22 protein-coding genes and 3 tRNA genes are annotated in these 21,943 nt (G+C 67.7%); 19 read left to right on the top strand and 6 right to left on the bottom strand.

What is annotated here, in order from left to right:
• Positions 1-78: 78 nt before the first annotated feature.
• The 4 genes from rplM (at position 79) to msrB (ending at position 2,846) form a co-directional block, all read left to right on the top strand.
• Positions 79-555 carry a 50S ribosomal protein L13 gene (gene rplM, locus ACQY68_RS09940; RefSeq protein ID WP_428149223.1) on the top strand — a complete coding sequence of 159 codons (477 nt, stop codon included), beginning with the start codon at positions 79-81 and terminating at the stop codon, positions 553-555.
• Between the two features lie 2 nt (positions 556-557).
• Positions 558-1,058: a 30S ribosomal protein S9 gene (gene rpsI, locus ACQY68_RS09935; RefSeq protein ID WP_428149222.1), complete on the top strand. Its 501-nt coding sequence runs from the start codon at positions 558-560 to the stop codon at positions 1,056-1,058.
• 305 nt (positions 1,059-1,363) lie between these two features.
• On the top strand, positions 1,364-2,299 hold the full coding sequence (argC, locus tag ACQY68_RS09930; protein ID WP_428149220.1) for an N-acetyl-gamma-glutamyl-phosphate reductase: 936 nt from the start codon (positions 1,364-1,366) through the stop codon (positions 2,297-2,299).
• Positions 2,300-2,339: 40 nt separating this feature from the next.
• Complete coding sequence (gene msrB / locus ACQY68_RS09925) at positions 2,340-2,846, top strand: peptide-methionine (R)-S-oxide reductase MsrB (protein ID WP_428149219.1); 507 nt, start codon at positions 2,340-2,342, stop codon at positions 2,844-2,846.
• Here the strand turns inward: msrB and ACQY68_RS09920 are convergent.
• On the bottom strand, positions 2,843-3,217 hold the full coding sequence (locus tag ACQY68_RS09920) for a hypothetical protein (RefSeq protein ID WP_428149218.1): 375 nt from the start codon (positions 3,215-3,217) through the stop codon (positions 2,843-2,845). The genes msrB and ACQY68_RS09920 overlap by 4 nt on opposite strands.
• Positions 3,214-5,187, bottom strand: a complete 1,974-nt coding sequence (gene phaC / locus ACQY68_RS09915) for a class I poly(R)-hydroxyalkanoic acid synthase (protein WP_428149217.1) — start codon at positions 5,185-5,187, stop codon at positions 3,214-3,216. Before phaC ends, ACQY68_RS09920 begins: the two co-directional genes overlap by 4 nt.
• A gap of 72 nt (positions 5,188-5,259) precedes the next feature.
• Here phaC and ACQY68_RS09910 point away from each other — a divergent pair, with 72 nt between their 5' ends.
• From ACQY68_RS09910 to ACQY68_RS09865, 10 genes are all read left to right on the top strand, one after another.
• Entirely contained in the window at positions 5,260-5,730 is a 471-nt protein-coding gene (locus ACQY68_RS09910) for a hypothetical protein (protein ID WP_428149216.1), read from the top strand.
• 63 nt (positions 5,731-5,793) lie between these two features.
• Positions 5,794-6,750, top strand: coding sequence for a class II fructose-bisphosphatase (gene glpX, locus ACQY68_RS09905; RefSeq protein ID WP_309627351.1), 957 nt, complete (start codon positions 5,794-5,796; stop codon positions 6,748-6,750).
• On the top strand, positions 6,750-8,567 hold the full coding sequence (recJ, locus tag ACQY68_RS09900) for a single-stranded-DNA-specific exonuclease RecJ (protein ID WP_428149215.1): 1,818 nt from the start codon (positions 6,750-6,752) through the stop codon (positions 8,565-8,567). The genes glpX and recJ overlap by 1 nt, the downstream gene beginning before the upstream one ends.
• Positions 8,568-8,627: 60 nt before the next feature.
• Positions 8,628-8,702: transfer RNA gene (locus ACQY68_RS09895), tRNA-Glu, on the top strand.
• A gap of 219 nt (positions 8,703-8,921) precedes the next feature.
• The gene (locus ACQY68_RS09890; RefSeq protein WP_428149214.1) at positions 8,922-9,485 is read left to right on the top strand and encodes a cold-shock protein; all 564 of its coding nucleotides are present in this window, start codon (positions 8,922-8,924) and stop codon (positions 9,483-9,485) included.
• 23 nt (positions 9,486-9,508) lie between these two features.
• On the top strand, positions 9,509-9,985 hold the full coding sequence (locus ACQY68_RS09885; RefSeq protein WP_428149213.1) for a DUF192 domain-containing protein: 477 nt from the start codon (positions 9,509-9,511) through the stop codon (positions 9,983-9,985).
• 66 nt (positions 9,986-10,051) lie between these two features.
• A tRNA-Pro gene (locus ACQY68_RS09880) sits at positions 10,052-10,128 on the top strand.
• A 133-nt stretch (positions 10,129-10,261) separates the two neighbouring features.
• Positions 10,262-10,567: an ETC complex I subunit gene (locus tag ACQY68_RS09875; RefSeq protein WP_428149212.1), complete on the top strand. Its 306-nt coding sequence runs from the start codon at positions 10,262-10,264 to the stop codon at positions 10,565-10,567.
• 121 nt (positions 10,568-10,688) lie between these two features.
• A tRNA-Arg gene (locus tag ACQY68_RS09870) sits at positions 10,689-10,765 on the top strand.
• A gap of 20 nt (positions 10,766-10,785) precedes the next feature.
• The gene (locus ACQY68_RS09865) at positions 10,786-11,046 is read left to right on the top strand and encodes a hypothetical protein (RefSeq protein WP_428149211.1); all 261 of its coding nucleotides are present in this window, start codon (positions 10,786-10,788) and stop codon (positions 11,044-11,046) included.
• A 6-nt stretch (positions 11,047-11,052) separates the two neighbouring features.
• Here ACQY68_RS09865 and ACQY68_RS09860 read toward each other — a convergent pair whose 3' ends face one another.
• A complete protein-coding gene (locus tag ACQY68_RS09860) occupies positions 11,053-11,796 on the bottom strand; it encodes a hypothetical protein (RefSeq protein WP_428149210.1) in 744 nt (247 codons plus the stop codon).
• Positions 11,797-11,823: 27 nt separating this feature from the next.
• Positions 11,824-12,996, bottom strand: coding sequence for a cystathionine beta-lyase (metC, locus tag ACQY68_RS09855; protein WP_428149209.1), 1,173 nt, complete (start codon positions 12,994-12,996; stop codon positions 11,824-11,826).
• Positions 12,997-13,102: 106 nt separating this feature from the next.
• Between metC and ACQY68_RS09850 the strand changes: the two genes are divergently transcribed.
• Both ACQY68_RS09850 and ACQY68_RS09845 read left to right on the top strand, forming a co-directional pair.
• On the top strand, positions 13,103-14,215 hold the full coding sequence (locus ACQY68_RS09850; RefSeq protein ID WP_428149208.1) for an amino acid ABC transporter substrate-binding protein: 1,113 nt from the start codon (positions 13,103-13,105) through the stop codon (positions 14,213-14,215).
• 47 nt (positions 14,216-14,262) lie between these two features.
• Positions 14,263-15,591 carry a dicarboxylate/amino acid:cation symporter gene (locus ACQY68_RS09845; RefSeq protein ID WP_428149207.1) on the top strand — a complete coding sequence of 443 codons (1,329 nt, stop codon included), beginning with the start codon at positions 14,263-14,265 and terminating at the stop codon, positions 15,589-15,591.
• Between the two features lie 4 nt (positions 15,592-15,595).
• Here the strand turns inward: ACQY68_RS09845 and sseA are convergent, their stop codons facing one another.
• Complete coding sequence (gene sseA / locus ACQY68_RS09840; RefSeq protein ID WP_428149205.1) at positions 15,596-16,462, bottom strand: 3-mercaptopyruvate sulfurtransferase; 867 nt, start codon at positions 16,460-16,462, stop codon at positions 15,596-15,598.
• Between sseA and ACQY68_RS09835 the strand changes: the two genes are divergently transcribed.
• Entirely contained in the window at positions 16,431-17,996 is a 1,566-nt protein-coding gene (locus ACQY68_RS09835; RefSeq protein WP_428149204.1) for a cryptochrome/photolyase family protein, read from the top strand. The two genes, sseA and ACQY68_RS09835, sit on opposite strands and share 32 nt — an antisense overlap.
• Positions 17,997-17,999: 3 nt before the next feature.
• Here the strand turns inward: ACQY68_RS09835 and ACQY68_RS09830 are convergent, their stop codons facing one another.
• Entirely contained in the window at positions 18,000-19,463 is a 1,464-nt protein-coding gene (locus tag ACQY68_RS09830; protein ID WP_428149203.1) for a cryptochrome/photolyase family protein, read from the bottom strand.
• A 69-nt stretch (positions 19,464-19,532) separates the two neighbouring features.
• Here ACQY68_RS09830 and kdsA point away from each other — a divergent pair, with 69 nt between their 5' ends.
• Together kdsA and rfaE2 are read left to right on the top strand one after the other, a co-directional pair.
• Entirely contained in the window at positions 19,533-20,447 is a 915-nt protein-coding gene (gene kdsA, locus ACQY68_RS09825; protein WP_428152632.1) for a 3-deoxy-8-phosphooctulonate synthase, read from the top strand.
• 18 nt (positions 20,448-20,465) lie between these two features.
• Positions 20,466-21,938, top strand: a complete 1,473-nt coding sequence (rfaE2, locus tag ACQY68_RS09820) for a D-glycero-beta-D-manno-heptose 1-phosphate adenylyltransferase (RefSeq protein WP_428149202.1) — start codon at positions 20,466-20,468, stop codon at positions 21,936-21,938.
• The last annotated feature ends 5 nt before the right edge of the window (positions 21,939-21,943 follow it).

The following is a 21,943-nucleotide window of genomic DNA, read 5'->3' as shown; positions in this document are numbered from 1 at the left end:
CCCCTACTAGCGCGCCTTCGCTCGCTTCGGCCCGTCCGGAGCGACCCCGTTTCGCCTCCTGTTCTAGGAAAACCTCACATGCTGAAGAGCACCACGGCTGCCTTGAAGCCGTCCGAGGTCGAGAGGAAGTGGATCCACATCGACGCTGAAGGCGTCGTCGTGGGCCGTCTCGCGACCTTCATCGCCATGCGCCTGCGTGGCAAGCACCTGCCGACCTACACCCCTCACGTGGACTCGGGCGACTACGTCGTCGTGACCAACGTCGACAAGGTCGTGTTCACCGGCAAGAAGCTGACCGACAAGGTCTACTATCGCCACACCGGCCACCCGGGCGGCGTCAAGTCGACGACCCCGCAGAAGGTCCTGAACGGCCGCTTCCCCGAGCGCGTGCTCGAGAAGGCCGTCGAGCGCATGATGCCGAAGGAAAGCCCGCTGGCTCGTGGCCAGATGACGCACCTGCGCCTGTTCGCCGGCTCGGCTCACGAGCACGACGCCCAGCAGCCCGAGACCATCGACTTCGCCGGCCGCTCGGCCAAGAACACCCGGAGCATCTGAGCATGACCGACGTCACTCAAGAAACCGCGACCGGCTTCGACGCTCTGAAGAGCCTCGGCGTTTCGGACAACGGCTACGACAACTCGGCCCCCGTCTACGTCCGCAAGGTCGACGCCCAGGGCCGCGCCTATTCGACCGGCAAGCGCAAGAACGCGATCGCCCGCGTCTGGGTCATGCCGGGCACCGGCAAATTCACCATCAACGGCAAGGATCAGCTGCAGTATTTCGCCCGCGAAATCCTGCGCATGATGATCGCCCAGCCGCTGGTCGTCTGCGGTCGCGAGACCGAGTTCGACGTGGTCTGCACCGTCGAAGGTTCGGGCCTGTCGGGCCAGGCCGGCGCCATCCGCCACGGCCTGTCGCACGCCCTGACGCATTTCGAACCGGCCCTGCGTCCGGTCCTGAAGCCGCACGGCTTCCTGACCCGCGACAGCCGCGTCGTCGAGCGCAAGAAGTACGGCCGCGCCAAGGCTCGCCGTTCGTTCCAGTTCTCGAAGCGTTAAGCCGTTTCGCGAAAGCGATTACGAAACGGGGCGCTTCGGGAAACCGGAGCGCCCTTTTTCTATGGTGTCACTATGAAACGGATCGCAGTTACCGGAGCCGATAGAGATCCATCAGGCGCCCATTTCCTCAACGAGGCCGCGCTGGCCGATTGCGGTGGCGTTGTGCTCGGCGAGCGGATCGTCATTTTCCTTATCGACGCCCCACTTGAGTGCGACGCGATCGTTCAGATCTATCCTGGGTGGGAGCCCCATCTATTCGGCCGCGAGGTCGGACAGTGGCGCGATCCCGCCGGAGTCCCAAGCGAATGACCCACACCATCTTCATCGACGGCGAGGCCGGGACCACGGGGCTGGAGATCCGCCAGCGGCTGGAGGGGCGCGCCGATCTGGAGTTCATCTCCCTGACCGGCGACCTGCGCAAGGATCCGACCGCGCGGGCCGAGGCGCTGAACGCAGCCGACGCCGTAATCCTGTGCCTGCCCGACGAGGCGGCCCGGGAAGCCGTGGCCATGATCGAGAACACCACGACCCGGGTCATCGACGCCTCCACGGCGTTTCGGGTCGCCACCGGCTGGACCTATGGCTTCGCCGAGATGGACGCCGTCCAGCGAGGCGAGATCTGCGGATCGCGCCGGGTGTCGAACCCCGGCTGCTATCCGACCGGCTTCATCGGTCTGATGCGGCCGCTGGTGAAGGCCGGGCTCGTGCCCGCCGACTGGCCGGTGACGGTCAATGCGGTGTCGGGCTATTCCGGCGGTGGCAAGGTGATGATCGCCGAGTTCGAGGGTGGGGGCGCGCCGGCCTATCGCGCCTATGGCCTGTCGTTGCAGCACAAGCATGTGCCGGAGATGACCAAACACTCGGGCCTCAGGCACGACGTCCTGTTCACGCCGGCTGTCGGCGCCTATCGCCAGGGCATGCTGGTCGAGGTTCCGCTGCAACTCGCGGCGCTGCCGGAGACGCCGTCAATCGACCGCCTGCACGGCGCCCTGGTCGAGGCCTATGAAGGCTGCCGCTTCGTCGAGGTCGCGGGCCTGGACGAGACCGCAGCGATGACGGGTCTGGATCCCGAGGGCCTGAACGGCACCAACAGCATGCGGCTGCACGTGTTCGGGAACCGCGACGGGTCACAGGCGCGGCTGGTCGCCCTGCTGGACAACCTCGGCAAGGGGGCGTCGGGCGCGGCGGTGCAGAACCTCAACCTGATGCTGGGTCTGGACGAGGCGACGGGGCTCGGCTGAGACTTGAAACCTCGCGGGTCTTGCCGACGTATACAGGATCATGACCCACGCCCTGACCACTTCCCGCCGGACCCTGCTGCTCGGCGGCGTCGCGACCGCCCTGGCAGCCTGTTCTTCGCCGGGGCAGGCCGATGCGTCCGAAGCCCAGTACGCAAGCTCGCCGTTCCGCCGGGTGACCGACGCCCAGTGGCGCACCCGCCTGCCGGGGCTGAGCTATGACGTCCTGCGCCACGAGGCGACCGAACGGCCCTTCACCAGTCCGCTGAACGACGAGCACCGGGCGGGGACCTTCGTCTGCCGGGGCTGTGAGCTGCCGCTGTTCCAGTCGCGGACCAAGTTCGACTCAGGCACCGGCTGGCCCAGCTTCTACGCCCCGATCGACGGGGCTCTGGGGACAAAGCAGGACCTCGCGATCGGCTTCCCGCGCACCGAATACCACTGCGCCCGCTGCCTGGGGCACCAGGGCCATGTGTTCGACGACGGGCCGCGTCCGACCGGCAAACGCTACTGCAACAACGGCGTCGCCCTGACCTTCAGGCCAGCCTAGGCCCGTCTGGCCTTAAGGGCGGACTCGACTGTCACCCCGGCCATGACCGAGGCGATGATGATCAGCAGGCCGTAGTCGTTCCCGGTCCAGATCAACGGCACGCCCGCGAACAGGATCACCAGCATCGGAAAGCCGCCGGCCCAGGCTGCCGTGGCTGGCGTGTCGAGGTTGATCATCGGCGGCGTCACCCGGCCCGTCCGTCCCGCCAGCATGCCGTTGCCGACGACGAAGGCGATGACGCAGATCACGGCGATGACCGGATACTTGATCGCCCCGCCCGGCGCGCCGAACACGGTCGCCGTCGTGATCAGCAGGATCAGGGCGATCAAGGTCGAGACCGCCAGCAGGAAGTTGGGCTCCAGACGCTTCAAGACTTCACTTTCACATAGGAGCCGGGGGCCGGCTCAATGGGCTTCAGGGGGCCCCTGTTCGGGTCGCGGGCCGGGATCAGGTCGCCCGACTTGTCGGCCAGCCACGCCGCCCAGTGGTTCCACCAGCTGCCCGGATGCTCGACGGCGCCCGCCTGCCACTCGGCGAGCGAGCCGGGCAGGGCGGCATTGGTCCAGTGCTGGTACTTGTTGGCGCTCGGCGGGTTGATCACCCCGGCGATATGGCCGGATCCCGCCAGGGTCAGGGTCACGGCGGCGTTCGAGAAGGCCTTGGCCGAGCGATAGACCGAGTTCATCGGCGCGATGTGATCCTCGCGGCTGGCCTGGAAGTAGAGCGGGATGGTCACCTTGGACAGGTCGACCTTGACCCCGCCGATGGTGAACTCGCCCTTCGACAGCTGGTTCTGGCCGTACATCGACCGCAGATAGTCGAGGTGCAGCTTCTTGGGCATGCGGGTCTGGTCGGCGTTCCAGAACAGGAGGTCGAAGGCCGCCGGCGACTTGCCCATCAGATAGTTGGACACGAAGAACGACCAGATCAGGTCGTTGGCGCGAAGGGCATTGAACGTCTCGGCCATCGCCGCGCCCGGCAGGACCCCGCCCGCCGCGTCCATCTGCTGCTCGACCTCGTTGAGCCAGTGCTCGTCGGTGAAGAGCAAAAGGTCGCCGGCCTCGGCGAAATCGTGCTGGGCGGCGAAGAAGGTGGTGGCGGCGACGCGGCCGTCCTTCTTCTCGGCCATATGCGCCAGGGCGGCGCCCATCAGGGTCCCGCCGATGCAGTAGCCGACGGTATTCACGGTCTTGGAGCCCGACTGTTCCAGCGTCTTCTCGACCGCGCGATAGATGCCCTTTTCGAGGTATTCGTCGAAGCCGAAGTCCGCCTTGTCCTTGTCCGGATTGACCCAGGAACAGACGAAGACGGTGAACCCCTGGGCCGACAGCCAGCGGATCAGCGAGTTCTCCGGCTGCAGGTCCATGATGTAGAATTTGTTGATCCACGGCGGGAAGATCAGCAGAGGGACGGCGTGTTGCTTCTCGGTGGCGGCATCGAACTGGATCAGTTCGAACAGCTCGTCGCGCCAGACGACCTGGCCCGGGGCGGTGGCGACGTTCTCGCCGACGACGAACTTGCCGTAGTCGGCCTGGCTGATCTTCAGCTTGCCCATGCCGCGTTCGAGATCGGCGGCGAAGTTCTGCATCCCCTTCACCAGCGATTCGCCGTTCGATTCCTGCATCGCCTTCAGGGCGGCGGGGTTGGAGGCGAGGAAGTTTGACGGTGAGAAGGCGTCGGTCAGCAGTTTGGTGAAGAACTCGGCGCGCCGCTTGGTGCGCGGATCGACATCCTCGACCGACGAGACCAGGCCGTTCATCCAGTCCGAAGTGACCAGATAGGACTGACGCATCATGTCGAACATGGGGTTCTCGGACCAGGCCGGGTCCTTGAATCGCTTGTCCCTGGACGGGGCCGGAGCCTCTTCGCCGGCCGCGCGGCGCGTCGAGGTGGCCCACAGGTCCATGTAGCGGTTGAACAGATCAGCCTGGGCCGCGAACAGCTTGTCCGGGCGCGAGGCCAGGCTGGTCATGACCGAATTCATCGCCGGTCCGACATTGAACGGGTCGGGCGACAAAGCGGCCGGGCGATCCGCCTGCGACAGGGCCGCCTCGGCGATCGCCGACTGGGCCGTCATCGCCGCCCTGGCCAGGTTCAGCGACAGGGTCTCCAGCATCTCGCGCTGGTCGGAGCCGGGCAGGGCGAACGGGTTATCGGCCGTGGCCGTGGGCGTGGGCTCCGGCGTCGGGGCGGTCAGCTTCGCTTCGGGAGGCGGCGCCGTCTCGGCGACCACAGGCTTCGGCTTGGGCGCACGGGGCCTCGCGGAGGTCGGGCGACCGGACTTGCGCGGCGCCTTGGCGACGGCCAGCGGCTCGGGCGGGGTCGTCGGTGTCTTGGCCATGAGGTCCTCCGCGCGCTTCCGTTATGACGCCGGACGTGTGCTCCGCCCTTCCGCCTGTCATGATCATGGCATATGACCGGCCCCGAGATGAACGCGCATCAGGCGAAAAAGATATTCGGCGGTCTGGCGATCGCCTCAGCCGTTGTCGGACTGGGCGGATGCGCGGGCGCGTTCAACGCCGAGACGGATGCGGCATCGCCCATCGCGCCGCGCGTTCAGGCCCTGGTCGACGCCAACCGGGCCTATCCGCGCTGGGAGGACTTCCCCCGCTCGACCGATCCTCTGCCGGAGCCGGTCGAGGTCGCTTCGCGGGTCAACAGCCTGCGGGGCAGCGGCACGGACCTGGCCGCCGAGGCCGCGCGCATCGACTGGCAGCTTGGCGATCCGGCCGTCTTCGCCGCAGAGGTCAACAGCCGCGTCGACGCCCAGGCCATCGCCCCCGCCACGGCCGAGACCCAGGCCGAGGTGGAAGCCTTCGCCGCCCGCACGCGCCAACGCGGCGCGGCCCCGCCGCCCGTCGACCGGGGCCCGGCGCCCCGCTGATCTTCATTCCTATCGCCCGGTCGACAGAATCCGGGGATCATCTCTCCTCAGGAGCATCTCGACATGGCTGACACGGCCCCCTTCGCCTCGACCCTCGCAGCAGACGCCGCCATGGTCACCGAACTGGCCGCGATCGCGTCTTGGGCCCAGATCGGCCGAGGCGACGAGAAGCACGCCGACCAGCTGGCCGTCGACGCCATGCGCACCGCGCTGAACAGCCTCGACATCGACGGCAAGATCGTCATCGGCGAGGGCGAGCGCGACGAGGCGCCGATGCTCTACATCGGCGAGAAGGTCGGCACCGGCAAAGGCCCGGCCATCGACATCGCCCTGGACCCGCTGGAAGGCACCACCCTGACGGCCAAGGCCATGGCCAACGCCCTGACGGTACTGTCGATGTCAGCCGGCGGCGGCATGCTGCACGCGCCCGACACCTATATGGACAAGATCGCCATCGGGCCGGGCTATGCGCCGGGCACCGTCGATCTGGACATGAAGCCGGGCGACAATGTCCGCTCGCTGGCCGCGGCCAAGGGCGTGCGGCCCGAAGACATCACCGTCTGCGTCATGGACCGTCCGCGCCACGAGGCCCTGATCGCGGCCCTGCGCGAAGTCGGCGCCCGCGTCATGCTGATCACCGACGGCGACGTGGCCGGCGTCATCCACACGGCCGAGCCGGAGACGGGCATCGACCTCTATCTGGGTTCGGGCGGCGCGCCGGAAGGCGTTCTGGCGGCCTCGGCGCTGAAATGCGTCGGCGGTCATTTCCAGGGCCGTCTGCTGTTCCGCAACGACGACGAGCGCGCCCGCGCCCAGCGCACCGGCGTGACCGACTTCGACCGCAAATACGACCTGCACGAGCTGGTCTCGAAGGACGCCGTCTTCGCCGCCACCGGTGTGACCAAGGGCGCCATGCTGGACGGCGTTCAGATGGGCAATGGCTTCGTCACCACCCACACCCTGGTGATGGATTCCTCGACCCGCACCGTGCGGCGCATCCGCACGACGCGCCCGCTCTGATGGCCGACGGAGCCTCGGCCTCTGGTCTGACGCCGGGCTTCCTCGACGTATCGCGCTCGCTCTCGGGCCGCGCTTGGCGGCAAAGGCCGGCCGAGGCCTCGGTCATCCGCGCCCATATGCAGAGTCTTGGCCTGTCGGAGCCCCTGGCTCGGGCGCTGGCGGCGCGGGGCGTGCTGGCCGATCAGGGTGCGGACTTCCTCGAACCCACGCTGAAGCGGCTGTTCCCCAATCCGTCCTCCTTCATGGACATGGACGCGGCGGCCGAGGCCATCGTCTCCGCCATGCAGACCGGCGAGGCGATCCATGTCTTCGCAGACTACGACGTCGACGGCGCCTCCAGTGCGGCGCTGCTGGTGCGCTGGTTCCGGGCGCTCGGCGCCGATCTGCCCATCTATGTTCCGGACCGGCTGACCGAGGGCTATGGCCCCAGCCCGCTGGCCTTCGACCGGCTTAAGGCCTCCGGCGCCGATCTGGTCATCACCGTGGACTGCGGCGCAGCGGCCAACGAGGCCATCGCCCATGCCTGCGGGATCGGGCTGAAGGTCGTGGTCATCGACCACCACATGATGCGCGAGGAGCCGCCGCAGTGTCTGGCGGTCGTTAACCCGAACCGGCCCGGCGATACGTCGGGTCAGGGCAATCTCGCGGCGGCAGGTGTGGTCTTCGTACTTCTGGCCGCCCTGAACCGGGAGGCCCGCAAGCGCGGCCTGTTCGAGACCACGCCAGAGCCCGACATCCGCCAGTGGCTCGATCTCGCCGCGCTCGGCGCCATCTGCGACGTGACGGGCCTGACGGGCTTCAACCGCGCCCTGACGGGGCTGGGCCTGAAGGTCATGTCGAACTGGGGCAACCCGGGCCTGAAGGCCCTGCTGGCCGTCGCCGGTTCAGAACCCGGCCCGGCCAAGTCGAATCATGCCGGCTTCATCCTGGGGCCGCGCATCAATGCCGGGGGACGAATCGGCCGGGCCGACCTCGGCGCCCGCCTGCTGTCGACCGACGATCCGCTGGAAGCCCAGGCGCTGGCGGAGGAGCTGGACGCCCTCAACATCGCCCGCCGCGAGGTCGAACGCGAGGTCACCGAAACCGCCACCCGCCGCGTCGAACAGACCGGCCAGCACGCCGACGGATCGGCCGTCGTGGTCGTCTCGGGCGACGAGTGGCACCCCGGCGTCGTCGGCATCGTGGCCGGGCGGCTGCGCGAGCGCTGGCGCAAGCCCGTCATCGTCATTGGTGTCGATGCGATCGGCAATGTCGGCAAGGGCTCGGGCCGCTCCCAGCCTGGAATGAATCTCGGCCGCGCGATCCAGGCGGCCTGGCGCGAGGGCCTGCTGCTCGCAGGGGGAGGGCACGCCATGGCGGCGGGTCTGACGATCAGGCCCGACGGCATCGACGCGCTGAGGGATTTCCTCAACGCGGCCATGGCCGGCGAACAGGTCGATGCGGAAGCCCTGGACTGGGTCGAGGTCGACGCCCTGATCGAGCCCGGTGCCGCCTCTCGCGCCCTGTTCGAGGATTTCGAACGCCTGGCCCCCTTCGGTCCGGCAAACCCCGAGCCCCTGTTCGCCCTGCATGGCGTCCAGGCGCGCGAGCCGGTGCAGATGAACGGGGGGCACGTTCGTTGCCGCCTTGTCGGGGCCGACGGCGCCTCGGTGAAGGCGATTGCCTGGCGCTGCGCCGATCTGCCGACGGGCCGCGCGCTTCTGGCGGGGCAGGGCGGTCTCAATGTCGTGGGTCGTCTGAAAGCGGACGACTGGAACGGCCGCAAGGGCGTGCAGTTCGAGATCGAGGACATCGCCGATCCGCGGATGGCGACTTAGTTCGAAACGGCGCTTGCGCCCCCCGGAATCGCCCGCTATATCGCCGCTTCCCCGCGCAGCGGTCCCTTCGTCTATCGGTTAGGACGTCAGGTTTTCAACCTGAAAAGAGGGGTTCGACTCCCCTAGGGACTGCCACGCGGGGCATTCCATCCCATCGTCATTCGCCGACCGTCGTCGCCCCCGCGACGCGCAGGATCGTGTCGTCGATGCGTGTTTGCGTCGAGACCCCGCGCCAGTTCGTTGCACGTTCCGGTCCCAAAGCGGTTGAAACCGGCGTTTTTCGATTTTCCCGCGTTCACAGAACCGTGTTAAACGTGAACCGTTCGCAGGGAGTGCGCGGACGGGGGGCTTGAAGTGTCTGACTACGAGGGGCTGGACGCGCCGGACACGGTCCGGATCGCCGGCCGGATTAAATGGTTCGATGCGGGCAAGGGCTACGGCTTCATCGTGCCCGATGACCCCGGCCAGACCGAGGCCAAGGACGTTCTGCTGCACATCAGCAGCCTGCGCGACGGCGGCTGGGAATCGGCCGGCGAGGGCGCGCCCATCGAATGCGACTGCGCGCGCCGTCCCAAGGGCTGGCAGGTGGTCCAGGTCCATGATCTCGGCGCAGGCGAGGTCGAGGCTCACGTACGACGCTCCGGCTACGAAGGCCTGCGGGCCGATCCCCGGTCCATCCGGGAGCCGGGCGATACAGAGGCCTCCGGCGCGCTCGAGACCGCAACGGTGAAATGGTTCAATCGCACCAAGGGCTACGGTTTCGTGGTGCGCGCGACCGATCCGGGGGATATCTTCGTCCATATCGAGACCCTGCGTCGCTGCGGACTGGACGATCTGGTCCCCGGCGAAACGGTCGCGGTGCGATTCGCCGAAGGCCCCAAGGGTCTGGTGGTCGCGGAAATCAGACCGGGCGACTGATCGGTCGCCCCGAAAGGGCGGTCATGCTGTCGAGACGTTTGCTCATTGCCGGATCTCTGGCGTTCGGCCTGGCCCTGTCCGGCTGCGCCAAATCCTCTGCGCCGGTCGACGAGGCCGGCCGTCCGCTGGAAGAGCTGAAGATCGTCACGGCCTCGGGCGAGCACGAACTCCTGGTCGAGATCGCCGACGACGAGCCCGAGCGCGAGCGCGGTCTGATGTTCCGACCCCCGCTCGCCGACGACCGCGGCATGCTGTTCGAATTCCCGGATTCCGCCGAGCGATCCTTCTGGATGCGCAACACGCCGAGCTCGCTGGACATCATCTACATCGATCCGACCGGCTCGATCGTCTCCATCGCCCACCACGCCACCCCCTATTCGGAGGCGCCTCTGCCCTCGAACGGGGCCGCGAACGGGGTGCTGGAGGTCCGCGCCGGCCTGACCGAACAGATCGGCGCCAAGCCCGGCGACAAGATCGTCCACCCGTTCTTCAAGCCCTGACGCCATTCTTGCATTGCACCCCATTCTTCCTTGCAGGTTGGCGCGGTTGCTGGCAGACCCCTCCGCCGGAGTGTAGCGCAGCCTGGTAGCGCATCTGGTTTGGGACCAGAGGGTCGGAGGTTCGAATCCTCTCACTCCGACCATTGTCTTGAGTGGCTACCGCTCGACGCGCGGCGTCTCGCTACTTGAGCCAAGGGTTTTGTTGGCGGCTACGCTCGCGCCGCGGGCGCTCGCTGCTTGAGCCGCGGGAGTTTCCCGCTAGCCCGAGTTCTTGCCATGCTGGCCCGCATCTACCGCCCCGCAAAGACCGCCATGCAGTCGGGCAAGGCCAAGTCGAAGGACTGGCGTCTGGACTTCGAGCCGGCGTCGGCGCGCACCATCGATCCGCTGATGGGCTGGACCAGTTCTTCCGACATGAACGGCCAGGTCCGCCTGACCTTCGAGACGAAGGAAGACGCGGTCGCCTACGCCGAGCGCCACGGCATCGCGTTCCGCCTGCACGAGCCGCAGGAGCCGCCGGTGATCCTGAAGGCCTACGCCGACAACTTCGCCACCGCCCGCAAGCAGCCCTGGACGCATTGATTCAAGGGGGGCGGCTATCGCTCGCCGCGCGGCGCTTCGCTACTTGAGCCGCCTTCTTTTTTGGCTATCGCTCACGACGCGGGCGTTCGCTACTTGAGCCGAGACGCAATTCTCCAGACACGCGCCCATAGCTCAACCGGATAGAGCACCCGCCTTCTAAGCGGGATGTTGCAGGTTCGAGTCCTGCTGGGCGCGCCATCTCGATCGCAAGGACACCCATGGCCGAAATCCGCAATCAGGTTCTTGAAGGCCGTCAGCTTCTGGACGGAAACACTTTCATCGACTGCGAATTCAGGAACGCCCAACTGGTGTTCAAGGGCGTGGAACAGCCCGGTTTCGCCAACTGCAAATTCACCCAGAGCCGATTCGTGTTCGAGGATAATGCGGCGGTGACGGTGAACCTGCTGCGCGGCATGCTGCGGCCAGAGACCGGCATGCGGTCGTTCGTCACCGGCATGATCCCCGAGATCGGCGCCTAGGCGGGCTCAACGCGGCAGATTGAAGCGGATGACGAAAGTCACCACGCGCCCCGGCGCCGTGGTTGCATCGACAGGCAGGCGGGCGTCCCGGGTTGCGCGTTCCGCCGAGGCCTCGAACCCGTAACCACCCGGAGCGACCATGTCGGTTCGGCAGTCTTCCACCCGACCGCCTGTTCCGGTGACGCAGTTCAGGCCGACGATGCCCGACATGTGATCTCGTATCGCTCGATCGGGGTAGATCGGCTGGGGCAAACGATCCCAGCCCTCGGTCAGGAAGACATGAGGCAGGGCGTCGCGAGGGTCCTCCGTAGGCGCTCCGCACCGCTCTAGCACTGTTGTTATGGCGTCCGCCGACTGCGGGAGGTCCAGATCGTACCGCAGGGAGCGTCCGTCGGAAGCGGGGACGCGGATAGACACCCGGCGTGACGCAGCCAGTCGCCGTGCCGTGAGCAGCGGATCCATGGAATGGATGACGCCGCCCACCTGCAGGGAAAGCCAGCTTTGTGGCTGGAAGGCTTCATCGTCGAAGCTCAGCTCGAGGCGGCCGGGTTCGGCAGGCGCCTCCGCTCCGGCCAGAAAGGTCTCGACCTGGCCCCCGGCGCATCGGATCGCGAGAGCCTGTCCGCCGGCGTAGCGAACGCTCGCCATTGCGATACCCGGCCTTTCGGTCAACTCCCAGCTGTCAGGGACGGCGTCCTGGAGCGCGACAAGACCGATGAGCGCGGCGATGATCGGGGCGGCCAATGACATTCAGAGAACTCCGGAGTCGCGCGCCAGTTAGGCGGACCGATCCGCCCAGAGCAACAATCCTCGCTCCAGATCCGCGATCAACTCCGTCGGATCCTCCAACCCCACATGCAGCCGCAGCAATGGCCCCTCCAGCACAGGCGGAGCCTCGCGGAACGCCATCTGGGGCGTCTCGAACGTGATCAGGCTCTCGAACCCGCCCCAGGAATAGCCGAGGCCGAACAGGCTGAGCGCGTCGAGGAAGGCGTGGGCGGCCCTGGCGTCGCCGCCCTTCATCACCACTCCGAACAGGGACGCCGCGCCGCTGAAATCACGGGTCCACAGGGCATGACCCGGATCGCCGGGCAGGGCGGGGTGCAGCACGCGGGAGACCTCCGGCCTGCCCGCCAGCCAGTCGGCCACCTGCCTCATCGAACGCGCCTGTTCCGCATAGCGAAGGGGCAGGGTGCGGAGGCCTCGCAGGGCCAGCCAGGCGTCGTCCGGCGAAACGCACAGGCCGATGTCCTCATTGGCGTCGGCGATAGCCTTGATGACCGCCGCGTCGTTCGCGCACACCGCCCCCAGCATCAGGTCCGAATGGCCGCCGGCGTATTTGGTCAGGGCCTGGACGCTGACATCCACGCCGTGGGCCAGAGGCTTGAACGCCAGTCCGGCAGCCCAGGTGCTGTCCATGACGGTCAGCGCCCCGCGCGCCCGGGCGGCGGCGGCCAAGGCAGGGACGTCGATCATCTCGAACGTCAGCGACCCCGGCGATTCGATCAGCACCACCCCGGTCCGGTCGGAGATCATCGCGGCCGCTTCCTCTGCCGAGGCGTCGGCGGGATGGAAGCGGGCAGTGACGCCGCGCGCGGCCATATGGCGGGTCAGGAAGCGCCGGACGGGGCCATAGACGGCGTCCGTGGTCAGGATCTCGTCGCCGGGCCGCGTCAGGGCCATCAGCGGCAGGGTCACCGCCGCCAGCCCCGACGGCGCCAGCCAGCAGGCCCGTGCGCCCTCCAGATCGGCGACGGCCCGTCGCAGCGCGTCCTGCGAGGCCGTCCCGTCGATGCCGTAGAGCGGACCAAGGCGATCGTTTCGCATGTCGCCGACGGCGTCCGACAGCAGGGTCGAGGCGCGCTCGATCGGCGGATTGACCGGACGGCGTCCGCCCCCGCGCCGGGTCGCCGATGCGATCAGCCGGGTGCGGTCGGAAAGCGGGTCCATGGCGGCCTCAACGGGTTGCGAACGAAGCCCCAAAGGCCTCTAAAGCAGCGGGGGCGCAAGAGGCGGCGGCAAGCGAGTCGCTGTCGCAGCGGACGCGGGACGGACCATGGGCGAACGAGCCGGGGCTTTCTGGATGCGACTGGCGGGCCTCGCGGGCCTGACCCTTCTGGCCGCCTGCGGGCGCGGCGAACAACAGACCAACGAGCCGGCGGTCCAGCCGACGACCGGCGCGACCCGGACCGCCGCCGCACCGGTCGAAAGTCCGACCCTGACCGCGATCAAGCGACGCGGACGGTTGAACTGCGGCGTCAATCAGGGGCTGGTCGGTTTCGCCTACACCGACAATCGGGGCGAATGGCGCGGGTTCGACGTAGACTTCTGCCGCGGGCTCGCGGCGGCCATCTTCGGGGACCCGGACGCTGTGCGGTTCGTGCCCCTAACGGCCGAGAACCGGTTCCAGGCCCTGGCGGACGGGCGGATCGACGTCCTGTGGCGCAACACCTCCTGGACGATGGAACGCGATACCAGCGGCCAGTTGGCCTTCGCCGGGGTCAACTACTACGACGGCCAAGGCTTCCTCGTTCGCCGCTCGCTCGATCTGAACAGCGCCTCGGAACTGAACGGCGCCCGCGTCTGCGTCCAGGCAGGGTCGACCAGCGCCCTCAACGCCGAGGACTATTTCCGCAGCCGGGGCATCGACTATCGCGCCGTGGTCCTGCCGACCGAGGAGGCCGCGCGTCAGGCCTACAGCCGCGAGACCTGCGACGCCTTCACCGCCGACGTCTCGGCCCTCGCGGCGGCCCGCACGACCCTCGCCGATCCCCAGCAGCACGTCGTGCTGTCGGACGTCATTTCGAAAGAGCCTTTGGGCCCGGTTACCCGACGCGGCGACGAGCAGTGGACCGCCGTGGTTCGGTGGACCCTCAACGCCATCATCCTCGCCGAGGAACTGGGCGTGACCCAGGCGAACGTCGAGGACCGGGCCGAGAACGCACACGAGCCCCAGGTTCGCCGCCTGCTGGGCGCGGAAGGCGACTTCGGCCCCCGCCTGGGCCTGTCGAAAGCCTGGGCTGCGGATGCGATCGAAGGCGTGGGCAACTACGGCGAAATCTTCGAACGGAACCTCGGTTCGCAATCGCCTCTCGACCTGGCCCGCGGGTTGAATGCACAATGGAACGCTCGACCGGGCGGCCTGATCTACGGCCTGCCGGTCCGATAATGATCTGGCGCGAGCGCGGGAACGCGTTCGGCGCTTTCGGGGGACGAATGGATACGACGAAGAAGGGCGGCATTCCGCTCCACTGGCTGATGCTATTCGGCTTCGTGATCGGGCTGGGGGCGGGTCTGTACGTCAACCAGTACGTCGGTCCGGATGTCTGGTGGGTCGAGTGGGTGACGTCCAACGTCACCGGTCCGGCGGGCCAGATCTTCCTGCGCCTGCTGTTCATGCTGGTGATCCCATTGTTGTTCTCCGCCCTCGTCGTCGGCGTGGCCGAGATGGGCGACCTGAAGTCTCTCGGTCGCGCGGGCATCAAGACCTTGCTCCTGACCATCCTCGTGTCGGGCATTGCGGTGCTGATCGGCCTGGGCATGGTCAACTATTTCCGCCCCGGCGACGGCGTCGATCCGGTGCTGGCGCAACAACTGCTGACCCAGGGCGCCGAAGGGGCCGCAGCCATCGTCGAAAAGGCGCCCGAGAGCGTCCAGTTCGGCAGCTTCTTCCTCGACCTGATCCCGTCGAACATCTTCACGGCGGCGTCTGAGAACCAGATCCTGCCGGTCATGATCTTCGCCCTGCTGTTCGGCATCGGCCTAGTCATGGCCAAGAGCCCCAACACCGACAAGCTCCAGCACGTCATCGAGGGCATCCTCGAAGTCACGATGAAGCTCATCAATCTGGTGATCAAACTGGCGCCGATCGCCATCGCCTGTCTGATGTTCAACCTGGCCGCCCTGTTCGGCTGGGATCTGATGGTGCGGCTGGCGGCCTATGTCGGAGTGGCCGTGGGCGCGATGGCGATCCACATGTTCGTGGTCTATCCGCTGGTCGTCTGGATCGGCGGCGGCATGAACCCGATCACCTTCTTCAAGGGCGTTCAGCGCCCGATGATCGTGGCCTTCTCGACGGCCTCGTCCAACGCCTCTCTGCCGGTCTCGCTGAAGGCGGCCGAGGAAGAGCTGAAGCTGCCGCGCAAGATCGCCCGCTTCGTCCTGACCGTCGGCGCCACGGCTAACCAGAACGGCACGGCCCTGTTCGAGGGGGTCACCGTCCTGTTCCTGGCCCAGTTCTTCCAGATCGAGCTGTCGCTGACCCAGCAGATCGTCGTGATGCTGGTCTGCATCCTCGGCGGTGTGGGCACGGCGGGCGTTCCGGCGGGCTCCCTGCCGGTCATCGCCATGATCCTTGTCATGGTGGGCGTACCGGCCGAAGGCATCGGCCTGATCCTCGGCGTCGACCGCTTCCTCGACATGTGCCGGACCGTGCTGAACGTCACGGGCGACTTGGTGCTGGCCACCGTCGTCTCGCGTGGCGAGAAAGACGATCCGGTTCCGCCGAAGCCCGAGACGCCGCCGACCGTCGCGGCCGTGGCCTGAGGGATCAGGGGCCGGTGACGACCTCCGTGTCGTCCCGGCCGCCCCATTCGGCCCAGGACCCGTCGTAGAGCACGCCCTCGCGCCCGAGGAGGGTCAGGGCCAGCAGCGGCACCGCGGCGGTGACGCCGGAGCCGCAACTGGCGATCGGCCGGTCCGCCGGCCCCAGTCCCCGCGCCGCGAACGCCGCTTCCAGCGCCTCCGGCTCGCGCATCAGGCCCTCTGAGGTCAGCAGTTCCCCGAACGGCAGGTTCACGGCGCCCGGCATATGACCTGCGCGCAGGCCGGGACGCGGCTCCGGGGCGGCCCCCGCGAACCGTCCGGCCGCACGCGCGTCCAGCACCGGCTCTCCGCTGTCAAGCGCGACCCGGACACGGTCCACGTCTGCGATCATCTCCGGGCGCGGATCGGCCTTGAAGGTCGCAGGCGCAGGCGACGCCGCCCCGGTCTCCAGAGCTCCGCCCATCCGGATCCATGCCGGCAGACCGCCGTCGAGCACCTGGACCCGGGCGCAGCCCATGGCCCGGAACATCCACCAGGCGCGGGCCGCCGTGAACAGGCCGAAGGTGTCATAGACGACGATCCGGTCGGTCTCTGACACGCCCAGTCGACCGACCTGCTCGCCGAAGTGATCCGCCGACGGCATCATATGGGGCAGGGGGTTTACCTGATCGGATATCGCCTCCAGATCGAAGAAGGCCGCCCCCGGAATATGCCCGGCTTCAAAGATCGGCCGTGCAGGCGTGCCGTCCAGATGCCAGCTGGCGTCGAGAACCTTCAGGTCCGGATCGCCGAGCGCGGCGAGGAGTTCGGATGCGGAAACGAGGGGAGACAGACTGGCCATGACCCAGACTACCACGGCCGCGACGGGCATGCTGCGTCTGGTACTGGGTGACCAGCTGTCCGACAGCCTGTCCGCCCTGAGCGGTATCGACCCGGACCGCGACGTCGTCCTGATGGCCGAGGTCAAGGACGAGGCCACCTACGTCAGACACCACAAGCAGAAGATCGCCCTGATCTTCGCCGCGATGCGGAGCTTTGCGCTGCGGCTCGAGGCGCGCGGCGTGACCGTTCGCTATGTCCGCATCGACGACCCGGCCAACACCGGGTCGATCGTCGGCGAAATGCACCGGGCCTTGGAGGGGCAGCCTTTCGGAGCGGTCGTGATGACGGAGTGCGGCGAATGGCGCCTGGCCGAGGCCCTGGCCGCCTTCGCCGAAGTCGCGCGCGTCCCGGTCGACATCCGCGAGGACGACCGGTTCATCTGCTCGCACGACCGCTTTCGCCGCTGGGCCTCCGGAAAATCCTCGCTGCGGATGGAGTTCTTCTACCGCGAGATGCGACGCGAGACCGGCCTTCTTCTCGACGACGGCCAGCCGGTCGGCGGCCAGTGGAACTACGACGCCGAGAACCGCAAGAAGCTGACGAAGGGGCTGCGTCCGCCCAAGCGGCTGCGCAGCCCGCCTGATGCGGTGGCGCGTGAAGCCATCGCCGACGTCGCCCGCCTGTTCCCCGACCACTTCGGCGACCTCGACGCCTTCGGCTGGCCGACGACCTCGGAACAGGCCGAGACTGTGCTGGCGGACTTCCTCGCGAACATCCTTCCGGGCTTCGGCGATTGGCAGGACGCGATGGCGCACGGCGAGCCGTGGATGTGGCACGGGCTGATCTCGACCTCCATCAATCTCGGCCTGATGGACCCGCTCGACGTCTGTCGCCGCGCCGAGATCGAATACCGCGCCGGGCGCGCACCCCTGAACGCCGTCGAGGGCTTCATCCGCCAGATCATCGGCTGGCGCGAGTTCGTGCGCGGCATCTACTGGCTGAAGATGCCCGAGTACGCCCGGCGGAACTTCCTGGACGCCGACCGGGTCCTGCCCTGGTTTTACTGGTCGGGCGAGACGGACATGGCCTGCGTCGCCGATGTGGTGTCGATGACCCGCAGCCACGCCTACGCCCACCATATCCAGCGGCTGATGGTGACGGGCAACCTCGCCATGCTGCTGGGCGTCCATCCCGACGAGATCGACGACTGGTACATGGTCGTCTACGCCGACGCCTATGAGTGGGTGGAGATGCCCAATACGCGCGGCATGGCGACCTTCGCCGACGGCGGCATCATGGGGTCCAAGCCCTATGCGGCGTCCGGCGCCTATATCGACCGGATGAGCGACTACTGCGGCGGATGTCGCTACGACGTGAAAGCCAAGGCGGGTGAAAACGCCTGTCCGTTCAATCGCCTGTACTGGGGCTTTCTCGAACGGAACCAGCACCGGCTGCGCGACAACATCCGCCTCGCCATGCCTTATCGCACGCTGGAGAACTTCGGCCCGCAGCGTCGCGCCGAACTCCTGGCCGAAGCCGAAGCGGCGCGAACGACATTGGGTGCGATCGTCAGACCTTCCTGACGGTCAATCGTCCGGAAACGCCTCGCCCGACGGCTTGATGGCCTTCAACGCCGCCAGAGCCCGCGCGCGCGCCTCGGCATGATCGACCAGCGGCCTGGGATAGGTCTTGCCGAGCGTGACGCCGGCGTCGCGCAACACCTCGGCCGGTGCGGCCCAGGGCGCGTGGACGAACTTCGCCGGGACATTGGCCAGTTCGGGCGCCCAGCGTTTCACATACTTCCCGTCCGGATCGAACTTCTCGCCCTGGGTCACCGGATTGAAGATCCTGAACCAAGGAGAGGCGTCGGCGCCCGACCCGGCCACCCACTGCCAGTTCTGGCTGTTCTGCCCCAGGTCGGCATCGACCAGCGTGTCCCAGAACCACGCCTCGCCCTTCCGCCAGTCGATCAACAGGTGCTTGATCAGGAATGAGGCGACGATCATCCGCACACGGTTGTGCATGATCCCTGTGGTCCAGAGTTCGCGCATTCCGGCGTCCACGATCGGATAGCCGGTCTGGCCTTTCTTCCAGGCATTGAACCCGGCGCGATCGGTTCGCCACTCCATCGCGTCGTATTCGGGCCGGAAGGCGGTGTCGGGCAGGGTCGGGAAATGGTGCAGCAGATGCGCCGAGAAATCGCGCCAGATCAGTTCGCTGGTCAGCTTTTCGGCCTGCGCCGCCTGAACCTTGCCCGCGCTCGCCGCGTCATGGACGGCCCGCCACACCTGCCATGGGCTGATCTCTCCGTAATGCAGATGCGGCGACAACCGGCTGGTCCCCTCACGATCCGGCCGGTCGCGATCCATGGCGTAAGATTTCAGCGCGCCGGACGCGAAACGGCCTAACGCCACCGTCGCCCCGGCTTCTCCGGGCTCACCGAGAAACCCCTTGGACCAGTCCGGCTTCGTCGGATGGAGGCCCCAGTCATCGATGGCGTCGCTGTCCAGATTCGATGGCTTCTCGAAGGTGCGGGGTCCCGTCGTGTGCGGCGGCGGCTCGGCCTGGGCCCTGAGCGCCTTCATGAAGGGGGTGAAGACCTTGTACGGCCCGCCTGTCCCGTTCACCACCGACCCCGGCCGCGCCAGCAGCGCGCCGTTGAACCCCTTCACCTCGACATCATCGGCTTGCAACGAATGGGCGATGTCGGCGTCGCGAGCCCACGCGTCCGGCTCGAACAACCGGTTCATCAGCACGCAGGTCGCGCCCGTTTCCTCGATCAGGCGGCGCAGTTCGGCCTCCGAATCACCGCGTCTCAGGATCAGGCGCCCGCCGCGCTCCGCGATGGCGCCCGACAGCGCCCTCAGCGACTTGTCGAGCCACCACAGCGACGCCCCGCCGATCGGTCGAACCGCATGCCCTTGGTCGAGGATGTAGACCGGCACGATCGGCCGTCCGCTGGCGTGCGCGTGGTTCAGCGCCGGATTGTCGGCCAGACGCAGGTCCTGCCGGAACCACAGGATGATGGGCGACTGGTCCTGAGTGGTCACGCCTCGGATCTCCGTGGTAGGTTGAAAAAACAGGCCCGCGGGGCCACCTGACCGCCCCATAGGCGTGGCATTGCCAACGCGCCACCCGCCAGAACGTCCCAGAGAAAAGGCCCGCCCGTGAGCGCTCCCAATTCCGTCATCACTCTTTCCGGAAACGGCATCAAGACGCCGGTCGTCATCGGCGGCGGCGCCCGCATCGCTCTCATCGCCGGCCCGTGCCAGCTGGAAAGCCGCCAGCACGCCTTGGAGATGGCCCACGCCCTGAAGGAAATCGGCGAGCGGCTGAACGTCGGCATCATCTACAAGACCAGCTTCGACAAGGCGAACCGCACCTCGGCCGGCGCCGCACGCGGGTTTGGTCTGGAAGGGTCGCTGCCGATCTTCGCCGAAATCCGCGAGGCCCTTGGCCTGCCGGTCCTGACCGACGTCCACACCGAGGAACACTGCCGCATCGCCGGCGAGGTCGTGGACGTGCTTCAGATCCCCGCCTTCCTCAGCCGCCAGACCGACCTGCTGCTGGCCGCCGCCGCCACCGGCAAGGCGATCAACATCAAGAAGGGGCAGTTCCTGGCCCCCTGGGACATGAAGAACGTCATCGCCAAGGTCGTCGGCGCCGGCAATCCGAACGTCATGGCCTGCGAGCGTGGCGCCAGCTTCGGCTACAACACCCTGGTCAGCGACATGCGCGCCCTGCCGGTGCTGCGCGAGATCGGCTGCCCGGTCGTGTTCGACGCGACCCACTCCGTCCAGCAGCCGGGCGGGCAGGGGACGTCTTCGGGCGGCCAGCGCGAGTTCGTGCCGGTCCTGGCCCGCGCCGCCGTCGCCGTCGGCGTCGACGCGGTCTTCATGGAGACCCACCAGGATCCCGACCACGCCCCGTCGGACGGCCCCAACATGGTGCCCCTGAACCAGTTCGAGGGTCTGGTCGCCGAACTGCTGGCCTATGACGATCTGTCCAAGGCCCGGATGGCGAAGGCCGCCTGAATCCGATAGGCCAAGGCGATGGTTGATCGCACCCTGGACCTCGGCGCCCTGCAAAGCCTGCTCGATCGCGCGCGCGACCAGACGGTGGCCTGCGTCGGCGACCTGATGCTCGACCGCTATGTCTATGGCGAGGTCAGCCGCATCTCGCCCGAGGCCCCGATCCCGGTCCTTCGCTCGCGCCGAACGGTGTCCATGCCCGGCGGTGTCGGCAACGTCGCCCGCAACGTCGCCGCTCTCGGCGGTCTGGCCCGGCTCGGCGGCGTCGCGGGCGCCGATGCTGCCGGCGAGGAACTGGCCCGACTGGTTTCTGCGGAGGACCGGATCGAGGATTTCATCGACCGCACCGGCCCGGCGGGCACCGTCGTGAAAACCCGCTACGTCTCGGGCGGCCAGCAACTCATGCGGCTAGACGAAGAGGAGGTGGCCGTCGGCGCCTTCGCCCGCGAGGACGTGTTTGCAAATGCTTCCGCCATTCTTCTATCGGACTACGCGAAGGGCGTTGTCACCGAACGGCTGATCCGCTCGGCCCTCTGGCAGGCGCAGCAGACGGGCGCCGTGGTCATCGTCGATCCCAAGGGCCGAGACTTCGCCCGCTACGGCGCCGTCGATCTGATCAAGCCCAACGCCTCCGAACTGGCCGGCGCCACCGGCCTGCCGGTCGAGACCGACGCCGAGATTGAGGCGGCGCTGGAGGCTCTTCTGGCCGCCACGACCGCGAAAGCCATCGTCGTCACCCGCGCCGGCAAGGGCATGAGCCTGATGCGGCGTGGCGAGACGGCGCAACATTTCCCCGGCCGTGCCCGAGAGGTGTTCGACGTCTCCGGCGCTGGCGATACGGGTCTGGCGGCCCTGGGTCTGGCGCTAGGCGCGGGCGCCTCGCTGGAGCAGGCGGTGCAACTCGCGATCCTCGCCTCGGGCGTCGTCGTGGGCAAGAGCGGCACGGCGGTCGTCAGCCCGGCTGAACTGATCGAGGCAGAGATGAGCCAACACGCCGGCGCGGCCTTGGCCAAGGTCACGGCGCTCGATGACCTCGCCGCCGAGGTCGAGGCCTGGCGCCGTCAGGGGTTGAAGGTCGGCTTCACCAACGGCTGTTTCGACATCCTCCACCGCGGCCACGTCGCCTACCTGGCGCAGGCACGTAGCTGGTGCGATCGGCTGGTCGTGGCGCTCAACACCGACGCCTCGGTAAGCCGGCTCAAGGGCGACGGCCGCCCCGTGAACGACCTCGACAGCCGCGCCGTGGTCATCGGCGGACTCGCCAGCGTCGACCGCGTCACCTCTTTCGACGATCCGACTCCGCTCGCCCTGATCGAACGCCTGCGCCCCGATGTCCTGATCAAGGGCGCGGACTACACCCGCGAAGGCGTGGTCGGCGGCGATCTGGTCGAGAGCTGGGGCGGCGAGGTCCGTCTGGCCGAATTCGCCGACGGCTATTCCACCACACGGACCATCGCGAAGATGACCGAGAGCGCTCTCGGGGAGGCCGGCTGATGCGC

The organism is Brevundimonas sp., assembly GCF_965278935.1.
In the GTDB taxonomy this organism is placed as follows: domain Bacteria; phylum Pseudomonadota; class Alphaproteobacteria; order Caulobacterales; family Caulobacteraceae; genus Brevundimonas.
The sequence above is the reverse complement of the archived record's forward strand: the minus strand, read 5'-3'. Positions and strand labels throughout refer to the sequence as shown.

What these genes read in the sequence shown, in the direction of transcription:
- rplM (WP_428149223.1), top strand. Translation starts at nt 79, where the DNA reads ATGCTGAAGAGCACCACGGCTGCCTTGAAGCCGTCCGAGGTCGAGAGG.
- rpsI (WP_428149222.1), top strand. Translation starts at nt 558, where the DNA reads ATGACCGACGTCACTCAAGAAACCGCGACCGGCTTCGACGCTCTGAAG.
- argC (WP_428149220.1), top strand. Translation starts at nt 1,364, where the DNA reads ATGACCCACACCATCTTCATCGACGGCGAGGCCGGGACCACGGGGCTG.
- msrB (WP_428149219.1), top strand. Translation starts at nt 2,340, where the DNA reads ATGACCCACGCCCTGACCACTTCCCGCCGGACCCTGCTGCTCGGCGGC.
- phaC (WP_428149217.1), bottom strand. Translation starts at nt 5,187, where the DNA reads ATGGCCAAGACACCGACGACCCCGCCCGAGCCGCTGGCCGTCGCCAAG.
- ACQY68_RS09910 (WP_428149216.1), top strand. Translation starts at nt 5,260, where the DNA reads ATGACCGGCCCCGAGATGAACGCGCATCAGGCGAAAAAGATATTCGGC.
- glpX (WP_309627351.1), top strand. Translation starts at nt 5,794, where the DNA reads ATGGCTGACACGGCCCCCTTCGCCTCGACCCTCGCAGCAGACGCCGCC.
- recJ (WP_428149215.1), top strand. Translation starts at nt 6,750, where the DNA reads ATGGCCGACGGAGCCTCGGCCTCTGGTCTGACGCCGGGCTTCCTCGAC.
- ACQY68_RS09885 (WP_428149213.1), top strand. Translation starts at nt 9,509, where the DNA reads ATGCTGTCGAGACGTTTGCTCATTGCCGGATCTCTGGCGTTCGGCCTG.
- ACQY68_RS09875 (WP_428149212.1), top strand. Translation starts at nt 10,262, where the DNA reads ATGCTGGCCCGCATCTACCGCCCCGCAAAGACCGCCATGCAGTCGGGC.
- ACQY68_RS09865 (WP_428149211.1), top strand. Translation starts at nt 10,786, where the DNA reads ATGGCCGAAATCCGCAATCAGGTTCTTGAAGGCCGTCAGCTTCTGGAC.
- ACQY68_RS09860 (WP_428149210.1), bottom strand. Translation starts at nt 11,796, where the DNA reads ATGTCATTGGCCGCCCCGATCATCGCCGCGCTCATCGGTCTTGTCGCG.
- metC (WP_428149209.1), bottom strand. Translation starts at nt 12,996, where the DNA reads ATGGACCCGCTTTCCGACCGCACCCGGCTGATCGCATCGGCGACCCGG.
- ACQY68_RS09850 (WP_428149208.1), top strand. Translation starts at nt 13,103, where the DNA reads ATGGGCGAACGAGCCGGGGCTTTCTGGATGCGACTGGCGGGCCTCGCG.
- ACQY68_RS09845 (WP_428149207.1), top strand. Translation starts at nt 14,263, where the DNA reads ATGGATACGACGAAGAAGGGCGGCATTCCGCTCCACTGGCTGATGCTA.
- ACQY68_RS09835 (WP_428149204.1), top strand. Translation starts at nt 16,431, where the DNA reads ATGACCCAGACTACCACGGCCGCGACGGGCATGCTGCGTCTGGTACTG.
- sseA (WP_428149205.1), bottom strand. Translation starts at nt 16,462, where the DNA reads ATGCCCGTCGCGGCCGTGGTAGTCTGGGTCATGGCCAGTCTGTCTCCC.
- rfaE2 (WP_428149202.1), top strand. Translation starts at nt 20,466, where the DNA reads ATGGTTGATCGCACCCTGGACCTCGGCGCCCTGCAAAGCCTGCTCGAT.